This is a genomic window from Caldithrix abyssi DSM 13497 (assembly GCF_001886815.1).
GTDB lineage: Bacteria > Calditrichota > Calditrichia > Calditrichales > Calditrichaceae > Caldithrix > Caldithrix abyssi.
Genome location: NZ_CP018099.1, coordinates 1,683,724 through 1,696,610, shown reverse-complemented (window position 1 = coordinate 1,696,610; position 12,887 = coordinate 1,683,724). Strand labels below are relative to the sequence as shown.

The 12,887-nt window shown below is 49.1% G+C and carries 2 protein-coding genes; both read left to right on the top strand.

Annotated elements, in window-relative coordinates; all coding sequences use genetic code 11:
• The first annotated feature begins 430 nt into the window (after positions 1–430).
• Positions 431–1,147, top strand: coding sequence for a helix-turn-helix domain-containing protein (locus tag Cabys_RS06525; RefSeq protein WP_006929450.1), 717 nt, complete (start codon positions 431–433; stop codon positions 1,145–1,147).
• Positions 1,148–1,244: 97 nt separating this feature from the next.
• Positions 1,245–12,851 (top strand): hybrid non-ribosomal peptide synthetase/type I polyketide synthase, encoded by an 11,607-nt coding sequence (locus tag Cabys_RS06520; protein ID WP_006929449.1) that lies wholly within the window; start codon positions 1,245–1,247, stop codon positions 12,849–12,851.
• The last annotated feature ends 36 nt before the right edge of the window (positions 12,852–12,887 follow it).

The window sequence follows — 12,887 nt, the reverse complement described above, 5'->3', positions numbered from 1 at the left end:
GAACACAATCCATATTGAAAGGCGAAACCTGAAAAAAGTTTCACTCTTGTTTATCGACGCCAAAAAGAAAATTTTGAATCTTGATTTTCGCAGTCTATGAATGCCTTGTTCCTCTTTTGTTTGACCGTACAAAAACAATATCATTTGCCCTATTACTACGGGCTAATCGAAATAGGGTCCTACCCAATAAACTGAACGTTTAGGGGCATCAATACTTTTCTACCGCGCTGGTCATGAAGCAAACCCGCTAATCCAGCAACCTGAATTTCATCCATTATAATTACCATCGCTTTTAGGTGATGTGAATCACAATCATTTTTCCTTTTAATCGCTAAATATATTAGCGCTTAGTGGGATAAAGAATTTTTAAATGATAAAATCAAAGCCAAATATTTGATCATTATTGTGGCAATAAATTCAAGGAGGAATTTTGCCAGTAGTTCTCTTTTTAAACAGCGGGGATTCTGTCTCTGAAGAAGAGATGGCGCTTTTAAAACATTTCTCCCACTGGGAATGGATTCTTTATCAAAAGTCTGACAACGCTAAAACTCTGAATCAAAAACTGAAAAACAGGGAGATCCATTTCATTATTTCTAATCGCATAGATGATTTTATTCTGGATAGGATCAGAGAGCGCTTTCCCGTAAGTCCGATAATCTATTATGCTTCCAGGTTGGATTCAGCGACGTTAAAACGACTATACCGGGCAGGAATTGAACACTGCGTGATTGGCGATAGTCGGCAGGCGCTGTTGATTGATCTTTTGCATAAATTATGGGAAAAACACTGGAAACGACTGCCGTCGGCTTTACTACCGAAAAAGAAAACTGTTTTTGTGAAAAAGGTTGCGCGCTTTATCGAGGAAGAGCCCATCAGCTTCTTTAATATTAAATACATGGCCAACACACTGCAATTGACCGAATACCAGTTCCGCGATCAGTTTAAAAAATCATTTCAGGTTAATTTCAGAACTTTTAAACAAAAAGTCCTGGATCATTACGAATCTTTGCTCTTATTTGAAAAGAAATTAACGCCCGGACGAATTTATCCGATGCTGAATTACAGAAATCTCTCTGCCTTTAGCAGATCTTTCAAAGTGCGTCACGGAAATTCCTGGCAAAATGTGATGCGTTTATTAGAGTATTAATTTTTTATATGGTGAGTTTGTGACAAATTAAAAGCAAAGTCAGAAATTTTAGCCGATATTTGGATTAAATAAATTTTTATACAAGAGAGAGTTAACCATGGCCGAGCAGAAGCACATTCAACATTTTAAAGAAAAAGAGATTAAGACTTTAGTAGAACTTTTGAGATGGCGGGCGCAAACACAACCCAACAAACGCGCCTACACCTATTTGAAAGACGGCAAAAAATCCATAGAAATGACCTATGGCGAACTCGACGCGCGTGCCAGGGCTCTGGCCGCCACCCTGCAAAAAAAGGGGCTGGAAGGCCATCGCGCCTTGCTGCTTTACCCGCCGGGTCTTGATTACATTGTTGGATTTTTCGGATGCCTGTATGCCAACGTCATCGCCGTGCCGGCCTATCCACCGGACCCCAATCGCTTAAATCGCTCGCTGCCGCGCCTGCAGGCCATCGTGAACGACTCTAAATCGACCATTGCTTTGACCACCGATTCCATTCTCTACATGATACGCATGATGCGCATGGGCAATAAAATTGGCAATACCCTGGGACGCATGCCCTTTTTACGCAAATTCCGCACCACCATGCGTTATTTTTCTTCCAGCAAATCCGGCGTGGCCGAATCCCATTCGCTGGGCGATCTGGAGTGGCTGTCCGCCGACAAAGTGCCAACCAGTTTGGGCGACGACTGGAACGAACCGGCGGTTACCGAAGACAGCATTGCCTTTTTACAATACACCTCCGGCTCCACAGGCGATCCTAAAGGCGTCATTTTAACGCACTACAATTTGCTGGCCAACTCTAAAATAATCTATGATCTTATGCAATATCCCAAAAATGGCGAGGGCGTTTTCTGGATTCCCATCTATCACGACATGGGCTTAATCGGTGGCGTTCTTCAACCATTGTTCGGCGAAGTGCCCAGCACTTTGATGTCGCCCATTACCTTTCTACAACATCCGCTGCGCTGGATCGAAGCGATGAATAATATTTCTAAAGACAAGGTAGTGGGAACCGCCGCACCCAATTTCGCTTATGAACTGTGTATCAAAAAAGCCACGCCGGAAAAGATCAAACATTTTGATTTGAGCAACTGGTTTGTAGCCTTAAACGGAGCTGAACCCGTACGCGCCTCGACCATGGACCGCTTTACGGAAATATTTGGTAAAGTAGGGTTTAAAAAAGAGGCTTTCTTTCCGGCTTACGGTCTGGCCGAAGCCACCTTGCTGGTAACCGGTTCAAATAAAGACGAGGGGCCGGTTTACCTGCACGTTGATAAATACGCTTTTAAAAAGAATAAAATACTTGAAGTTCCCGCCGAAGACGAGAACTCGCAAACCCTGATCAGCAGCGGCTACAGCCATCCTTTACAAAAAGTGGCCATCGTCAATCCCGATACGTTCGAAGAATGCAAGCCTGGTGAAATCGGTGAAATCTGGGTTAAGGGCCCCAGCGTGTCGCCCGGCTATTATGACCGCCCAAAAGAGACCGAAGAAACGTTCCATAATTATATTAAAGGATCGAACGAAGGGCCGTTTTTAAGAACCGGCGATCTGGGCTTTTTGACTGAAGGTCGCCTTTTTGTTACAGGGCGCGTAAAAGACCTGATCATCATCCGCGGCACCAATCATTATCCGCAGGACATCGAAGCCACGGTTGAAGCCGCTCATCCTTTAATCCGCCAGGGCTGCTCGGCTGCCTTTACCATTGACGAAAACGGTCAGGAAGAACTGGTCATCGTGGCAGAAGTCCGACAATCAAAAAATGCCAACTTTGGCGAAGCCATCGACGCCATTCGTCAGGCTGTCATCGAAAATCACGATTTGCAAACCTATGCCGTGGTGTTGATTAAAGCGCGTACCATTAACAAAACCTCCAGCGGAAAAATTCAGCGCAGGGCAAACAAAGAAGACTTTTTAAACAACAATCTACAGGTGGTGGCTGAATGGCGTTCGCAAACATCTTACATGCCGGCTACTCCTGTTGACCAAAAGGTCGAAGCGAGCGCGCCCACCATTGAAGAAACTTTAAAATCTGCCGCAGACAAAGATGAAAAGGTGAAAGCCATCGAAACCTGGCTGGTAAGGCATCTGGCCGAGAACCTGGGCATGCCGGAATCTCAAATCGATATCCGGGCGCCTTTCATCAGCTTTGGTCTGGATTCAGCCCAGGCCGTTGGTCTGGCCGGCGACCTGGAAGATTTTGTCGGGCGCACTCTCCCGCCCACGCTAATCTGGGATTATCCAACCATTGAAGAACTGGCCAGATATCTGGCTCAGGAAGAGATTTCAACCCTGGCCGCCATGGTCAAATCGCGGCCTAAAGCGCAGCCCGAAGAACCCATAGCCATCATCGGAATGGGCGCCCGTTTCCCTAAAGCGCCGGATTTGCAGGCCTTCTGGGAATTGCTAAAAAATAACGTAGACGGCATCAGCGAGGTGCCGCCCGATCGCTGGGACGCCGATAAATTTTACCACCCGCAAGCCGGAACGCCCGGTAAAATGGTAACCAAATCCGCCGGCTTTGTGGAGAATGTTGATCTTTTTGACGCGCATTTTTTTGGCATTTCGCCCCGCGAAGCTGTGCAAATCGATCCGCAGCAAAGATTATTGCTGGAAGTAACCTGGCAGGCCTTTGAACACGCAGGCTTGCCAGCCAACAAAGTGATGGGCACCAAAACCGGCGTATTTGTGGGCATCAGCTCAAACGATTACATTCGTCTGCAGGGCGGGCATCTGGAAAAAATCAATCCCTACTCCGGAACGGGCAACGCCTTTAGCATCGCCGCTAATCGCATCTCTTACCTGTTCGATTTACAGGGCCCGAGCATGGCTATTGACACGGCCTGTTCGTCTTCGCTGGTAGCCGTACACGAAGCGGCGCAAAGCTTACTGAACGGCGATTGCGACATGGCCATTGCCGGCGGCGTTAACCTGATCTTATCGCCCGAACTTTCCATCACCTTTTCGCAGGCTCACATGCTCTCGCCCGACGGCAAATGTAAAACGTTTGACGCCAGCGCCGATGGCTACGGCCGCGGCGAAGGCGCCGGCGTAGTGATCTTAAAACGCTTAAGCGACGCCCTGAACGATGGCGATCGCATCCTGGCCGTCATTCGCGGAAGCGCCGTAAATCAGGACGGTAAAAGCAATGGCATTACCGCGCCCAACGGCGTCGCTCAACAAAAAGTCATTCAGGACGCCCTGATCAACGCCGAGGTGGAACCCGACCAGATTCAATACATCGAAACGCACGGCACAGGCACGCCTTTAGGCGATCCCATCGAAATCGAATCGCTCAAACGCGTCATGTTGCAGGAACGCTCAAAAGAAAATCCGCTGTTTATCGGCTCGGTCAAAACCAATATCGGGCACCTGGAATCCGCAGCAGGCATTGCCGGTTTGATTAAAACCGTGCTGGCGTTGCACCATGAAGAGATTCCCGCGCATCTAAATTTTAAACAATTGAATCCGCACATTAAGTTAAACGGCGCTCCCATTCAAATTCCCACGCAAAACATTCCCTGGAAAAAGGGCGATAAAAAACGCCTGGCCGGGATTAGCGCTTTTGGCTTTGGCGGCACCAACGCCCATGTCATATTAGAAGAAGCGCCGGAGGTAAAAGCGCCCGATCCCGATCGCGGTCAAAACATCGCAGAAAAACCTTTTATCTTACCAATTTCAGCAAAAAACGAAACGGCATTAAAAGATTTTGCCCGTTCGGTTTCTAAATTCGTCCAGACACGCCTGGACGACTCCGCAAACAATATGTACGACCTGTTGTACACCTTAGCCCTCAAACGCACGCATCTGGATCAAAGGCTGGCCGTCATCGCCGAAAGCAGAGAAGAATTAAGGAAAAACCTGCAAGACTTCACCGAAGGCAAAGAAAATCCATCGTTAGTTTACGGCGTCATTAATCCCAACCTCCATTTCAAAATCGCTTACGTCTTTTCCGGCCAGGGACCACAGTGGTGGGCCATGGGTCGCGAACTTTACAACAAAGAGCCGGTCTTTAAGGCAACCATCGAGCGCATTTCTTTGCTGCTGAGCGAATACGCCGACTGGAACTTAACCGATGAGCTGTTAGCCGACGAACAAAATTCCAGATTAAGCGAAACGGAAATTGCCCAACCGGCTTTATTTGCCATTCAGGTGGCCCTGGTGGCCCTATGGCGTTCGTGGGGCATTTTACCGGATGCCGTGGTTGGCCATAGTGTGGGCGAGGTAGCGGCCGCTCATGTTTCGGGTATTTTAAGCCTGGACACGGCCGTCAAAGTAATTTACCACCGCAGCCGCTTAATGCAACAGGCAACCGGTAAGGGAAAAATGGCAGCCATTGACCTGCCCCTCGAAGAGGTGCAAAAGCTCATTGCTCCCTACGCCGATCGACTCTCCATCGGCGCGCACAACAGCGTAAGCTCCACGGTAATTTCCGGTGATGAGCAGGCCATCGACGAGGTGCTGGCCGAACTGGAAGGCAAAGATGTGTTTTTCAAAAAATTGCCGGTAAACTACGCCTTCCACAGCCCGATTATGGACGGCTACCTGGCGGAGTTGGAAGATTCGCTGGAAGGCATTCAGACGCGCCAGATGCAAATCCCCATCGTTTCAACCGTAACCGGCGATTTTGCAAAAGACCATGATTATGGCGCCCGCTACTGGAGCAAAAACGTCCGGCAATTTGTCCATTTTTCGCAGGCCATCGATCGCCTGATTGAAAAAGACTTTAATATTTTTATTGAAATCGGCCCCCATCCGGTTTTAAAGAACTACATTAAACAAAACTTAAACGCCCATTCCAAAGAAGCGTTCATTCTGCCCTCCTTACGGCGCAAAGAAGCCGAACGTCGGCGCATGCTGAACACGCTGGCCACGCTTTACACCCTGGGCTATCCGGTTAACTGGGCGCGCATGTACAACAAAGACGGACAATTAGTGGACCTGCCGTTTTATCCGTTTCAACGTCAGCGTTACTGGATTACGGACGAACTGGCTGAGACAGCCCTCATCGAAGGCGGTCCGCAAAAAGAGGAACAGCTCCATCCCCTGCTCGGCCGGCAAACGTCTTCGCCGTTTTTCCCGGCGCGCACCAACTGGAGCATTAAGCTGGACAGCCGCTATTTGCAATCGTTTATCACCGATCCGCAACTCGGCAGCTCCTTTTTGCCGGAAACAGCCTATCTGGAAATGGCCGCCGCCGCTTCCCGACAGATTTTCGGCCAGATACAGGTGTCTCTCGAAAATCTGGTATTTAAAAACCTGTTCACACTCTCGGAAAACCAGGATCGCGAACTGCAGTTCAGTTTGATCCCCGTTTCACCCAAAAAAGCGTATTTTCAGGCTTACAGCCGCATTCGAAACGGTTCTACCAACGAATGGAAACTGCACAGTCTGGGCGCCATTAACAGAAAACTGGAACTGCCCGCCGTCTCTCCTGTTTCCATTACCGAAGTCATGCAAAAATTCGACCCGATTGATCCGCAAGTTTTCACAGATTTTCCGGCCCGCTTCCGGAACGTGCTGCAATCGGTAGAAGCCATGTGGCAAAAAGAAAACCAGCTGCTGGCTAAAGTCAATCTTTCGCAAATTCAACATTCGATCGGCGGGGAGTACCTCATCGATCCGTTCATCATCAACGTCTGTTTTCAATTAATGGCTCTCAATCTTTCTGGTAAAAATCGCTTTTTGCCGCCCTTTACCCTTAAAGCCATTAAGTCGCTAAAACTGGTCAAACCGCTGGAAAAAGAGTTCTGGGTCTTCCTTAAAAACTCCTTATCCGAAGGCGAAATATCGGTGGAATTCATCATCCTGGACGCCGAAGAAAATATCGTCATGCAGATTAATGACCTGCAGTTTAAAACCATTCCTCTGCACGAAGCGCTGGCCAACATCAGCTACACCATTACCTGGAAAGCGCTGGATACGGGCAAAACACAAAAAGCCCAGCGCGCCCCGGGCAATCGCTGGCTGGTGTTCAGCGATGGTACAAGCCGCAGCGAACAATTCATCCAAATGCTCAACGACAAGGGCTTTGAGTGCTTTACCGTTATTCCCGGCGAAGAGAATGAGTTTCACGATGACCTGACTTTGATTTTAAACCCGACAAAGTTTGAAGAAGCGCAAAAGATAATCGACCCGCTCATCTCCGACAATACCGAAATTCTGTATTTGTGGTCTCTCAATCCGGAGATCCCCAACGAAAAAATTCTCTATGCCTTAAGCAATGCGCTCTCCCCCAAGCTAAAACGATTCTGGCTGGTTACGCAAAACGCCTTTTTAGTTAACGGCCAGTCAGCGGAATGCGATCCGGAGCAGGCCCTGCTGGGCGATCTGCTTTTTAACTTTGCCAGCAATTCTCGCCTGATCAGCCAGATTGACGTGGATACGCCCGATCCCCGAACGTTGTTTAAAGCCCTTTTACTGCCCGACTACGAGCAACGCCTGAGTATTCGCTCCAGGCAATTTTACGTTGAACGTTTAAGCCATCAAACGCCGGTTAAAATCAGCGCTCCGGTCGCCTCTGAAATGAGCCTGAAAACCGTGCGCTATGAACCGGGAGAAGACGAAGTTGAAGTGGAAATCAAAGCGCTGGGACTGAACAATCGCGACGTTATTCTGGCCAGCGAAAATCAGACCGGCGCATGGAACAAAATAGGTATTGAATTTGCGGGAATCATTACACGCGTGGGGAATAAAGCCGGAGCCTTTAAGACTGGACAGCGCGTGATGGGATTGATCGACAACGGCTTCAAAAAATACGGGCTGACCAGAGCAGACTTTATTTTACCCATGCCAAAAGAGCTGACCTTTGAACAGGCCGCCGCCCTGCCTTTTAACTATTTTACCGCGCACTACGCGCTTAACTACCTGGCCCACATTCAACCGGGCGAAAAAGTGCTCATCCACGACGCCGACAGCTCCATCGGCCTGGCTTTGATCCAGGTGGCGCAAGATCAAAACGCAATTATCTTTGCCACGATAAAAGACGCCCGCAACTCACAGCTTCTGGAATCTTTGCATGTGGACTACATCTTCAAAAACAATACGCTCAACTTCATCGACGATATTCTTAAAATTACCGACGATGAAGGCGTGGATGTCATTGTAAATACCTACTCCAACGAGAAAGTGGCGAACAGCTTTGCCCTGCTTAAAGATTTCGGGCGTTTCATCGAATTGAATCCCAGAGACACCTTTGGCCAATCCATTGTTTACCATAATCTACGTTACAACATCGCCTTTTTTGCCGTGGATCTGGAAAACCTGTCCTCGCAACAACCGCGCCTTATCCGACGCATCAGTTCAGAAGTGCAAAAGAAATTCGAAAGCCAGACTTACCAACCTCTGCCGCTCAAGAGTTTTCTCTTTAACCAGGTGGGCCTGGCCATTCACAAACTGCAAAAATCGACCTCTATCGAAAAATTTGTTTTAAACCTGGAGCAAAAAGAACAGAGCGTGAAATCGGCTTCCACCCTGTTCATGCCCGAAGCCCGATACCTGGTTGTCGGCTCGAAAAACGTAAACAGCCTGGCGTTGGTTCGTTATTTAATGAATCAGGGCGTTCATCAAATCGACTTTGTACCCTTGCAAAGCCATAATGAAGTGGAATTTCCGAATACAGTGCGTTTTATTGACTATTTGACGCTGGATTCCTTTTCCGCCGATGGCATTCAGGGCGTCCTGCTAAATCTGGATCAACTCTCCCCGCAACATCTTCTGGAAAATTTAGCGGCTATTGAAGCCACGTTCATAAAAACGCACGGCCTTGCGCTCGATTTCTTCATCTCTGTCAGCCGCTTTTCGCTGCCAGATGAAAAAAAGGCGGGCGCCAATGAATTCGGCCTTAACAACTATCTGCTGGCGCTGCACAAAAAACGTTTGCTTGCCGGACTGCCCTCGCTGCATGTGCAACTCGGCGGCGCCGTTCCGGACGAAATGTCCATTGCGCTTGGTAGATGGAGCATCTTAAATGAACTCATTCCCGTCGAAAAAGGTCATCTGATCATTACCGAAACAAACTGGGCCAATATCTTTGGCAGCAAACCGGCCGAACAAATACCGCCTTTGCTGCGCGATATTTTATTCAAAGAACAGCCAGAAGCCGGTTCCGAAAAAGGCGCTAAAGACATCGACAAAAAAGAAGTGCTGGCGCTCAATCCGGAAGAACGCTTCGATGTGATTCGCGATTACCTGACCTACGTGCTGGCCGGGGTCATTAAAATTCCCGCCTCGCAAATTAACCATGAACTGTCGCTTTCGCAGTTTGGCATCGACTCTTTAATGGCCATTGAATTAAAAAACACGGTGGAGAGTCAACTGGGTATTTCCGTGCCCATCGCCACCTTACTCAAAGGACCGTCCATTAACGACTTAACCAACCTGACCCTGGATCAGATCGAAAGCGCCAGAGACGAAGTTGAAAAGTTCCAATTTGCCCGACGGGCGCTGACCGCCCGTGAGCCGTTCGACTTCAGACTGTCGCACGGCCAGCGAGCCATGTACTTTCAGCACACCATGAATCCGCAAAGCGTCTTTAACCTGGCCTACGCCGTTCGCATTCGCTCGCAGGTAGATACCGATCTGATGCGGGAAGCCTTCCAAAAATTGATCGACCGCCATCCTGCGCTGCGCACCACCTTCCATTTAAAAGACGGCGAGCCCGTTCAACGCATTCATCCAACCATGCCCGTCTTTTTCATGGAAGAAGATGTGCAGGCCCTGAATGAAGAACAGATTAAACACCGCTTGCAAGAAGAGGTGGAAAGTTATTTTGATCTGGAAAACGGGCCGCTCATGCGCATCTATCTGTTTAAACGCAGCGAAGACGATTACATCCTGCTGTTTGTCATGCACCACATCGTAACGGATATCTGGTCGCAGGCCGTGCTGTTAGATGAGTTGAGCCAGATTTTCGAAAATCAGGGCGACGATTCCGTTTTAGAACCGTTAAGCGCCGACTACACAGACTTCATCGAATGGCAGGATGCGCTACTGGCCTCAGAAGAGGGCAATAAATTGTTTGCTTATTGGGCCAATAAATTGCAGGGCGATCTGCCCGTTCTCAATTTGCCGACAGATCGCCCGCGTCCTCCGGTTCAAACCTTTAAAGGAAGCACTGAAACCAGATGGCTGGAAGGCTCTTTGTCGAACAGGGTGCACACCTTTTGCGAAAACAACGGCTTAACGCCCTTTGCCTTTTTACTTTCGGCTTACTACCTGTTGCTGCACCGCTACTCCGGGCAGGACGATCTCATCGTGGGCTCGCCAACGGCAGGTCGCAGCCTCAGCGAATTTAACCGCACCATAGGTTACTTTGTCAATCCACTGCCCGTGCGCGTGCAAATCGACCCGCAGCAGAACATCTCTCGCTTTTTAGAAACGGTAAAACAAACGGCGCTGGAAGTTTTTGAACACATGGATTACCCCCTCACCTTACTGGTGGAAAAGCTTCAGCCAAAACGCGATCCCAGTCGTACGCCGCTTTTCCAGACCATGTTCGTGCTGGAACGAGCGCATTTGATGCACGATCAGGGGCTTTCGCAATTTGCCCTTAGCCGCGAAGGCGCCCAATTAAAATTAGGAAGCCTGACCATTGAGTCCATGGCTCTGGAACAGGGCGTGGCGCCGTTCGATCTTACCATGATGGCCGTGGAATCAGGCCAGGGACTGGCCATTTCATTGGGCTACAATGTCGATCTGTTTGAAAACAGCACCATCCGCGAAATGCTCGATCATTATCTGCACCTCGTCGAACAGATGGTCGACCACCCCGAACAAAAAATTGCAGACCTGACCTTGCTCAACCAACAAGAAACCAGAGAACTGCAGGCCAGGCTGAGCGGGCCCGTAAAAGCCCTGGATTATTCCCTTACGGTGATTGATCTATTTGAGCGCCAGGCGCAAAGAGTGCCGCAAAAAGAAGCGCTTACTTTCGAAGATCAATCCATGACCTACCAGACGCTTAACGAAGAAGCCAATCGTCTGGCCCATTTTCTGATAAAACAAAACGTAAAAACGGAAGACCGCATCGGCATTTGCCTGGATCGCTCGTTTGAGATGATCGTTTCCATGTTCGCCGTTTTAAAAGCAGGCGCCGCTTACGTGCCGATTGACCCGGACTATCCGGCCGATCGCATGCACTACATGCTGGAAGACGCCCGTTTAAAATGCGTTATCACAAAAAAATCGTTTGCCAGCAAACTGAACTCAGGCGCCAACCTGATCCTGATGGATGAACTCTCCGAACTGCAGGAATATCCGGTTGAAAATCCGCGTCTTTCGCTTTCACCGCAAAACCTGGCTTACATTATTTACACATCCGGCTCAACGGGCAAACCGAAAGGCACCTTGCTGCATCACGACGGGCTGGTCAACACATTGATGGCCACCATCGAACGCTACTCAAGCGACGAAAACACGCGCCAGCTCCATTTTGCTTCGTTCAGTTTTGACGCTTCCATCGAAGAAATTTTCCGACCTTTGATTTTAGGCGGAGCCATTGCGCTGTTAAAATCGGAAGACCTGTTGTCGCTACCTGCTTTAACCGGCGTTATTAATCGTCAAAAGATTACCCATCTTACCCTGCCGCCATCGGTGCTGTCCATCCTATCGCCGGATCAATTTCCGACTTTAAAAGTGGTGGTTTCCGCAGGCGAAAAATGCACGCCGGAAATCGCCCGTAAATGGAAAAAAGCCGTGGACCATTTTATAAACGGGTACGGGCCGACGGAAGCGACCATCTGTACTACCACCTATGAGATTCCCGACGACTTTAACGCCTTTTCCGTTCCGATCGGCCGGCCGATACCCAACATGCGCGCCTACGTGCTCGATCCCTATCTTAATCCTGTTCCGCAGGGCGTGCCAGGCGAGTTGTACATCGCCGGCGTTGGGCTGGCGCGCGGTTACCTGAACCGGCCCGACTTAACCGCCGAGCGCTTTTTACCGGACCCCTTTGTCGATCAAAAGGGAGAACGCATGTACCGCACGGGCGATCTGGTGCGCCTGCTTAAGGACGGAAATCTGGAATTCATCGATCGCGTTGACGAACAGATCAAGATACGCGGTTTTAGAGTAGAGTTAGGCGAAATCGAAAATGTCATCGAAAGCAGCCCGCTGGTTAAAGACGCCGTGGTCGTCGCTAAAAAAGTAGGCGCAGACATTCGAATTGTGGCCTACCTCATCCCGGAAGACGATTTTAACGAAGCGGATTTGCGCGCCTATTTGCAAAAACAAATTCCGGATTTCATGATTCCCACGCACTTTGTAGTTCTGGATAAATTCCCGCTGACGGCCAACGGCAAGGTAGATAAGCGCGCCCTGCCGGAACCGGAAGCCCTCACCGAAAAACGACAGATCATTAAGCCCGGTACCAATCTCGAACGCCAGCTGGCAAACATCTGGAAAGAAGTGCTGCAGGTCGAAGAGATCAGTATTTACGACTCGTTCTTTGATCTTGGCGGCCATTCGTTAGGCGTCATTCAAATTCAGGGAAAAGTAAGAGAAGAACTGGATATGGAACTGGACGTGGTGGATATCTTTAAATATCCCACCATCCACAGTCTTGCGCAGTATCTGGAAAATAAAGACGCCCAGAACCAGGAGCTGACCAAATCGATGGCCCGCGCTTCTAAACAACGAGAAGCCACCAGCCGCATGCAACAATTGAGAATGATGCAACAAAAACGCGGTGGTAAACGATAAGCAAGACAACGTTCAGGTTTAATCAAATGACCAGAC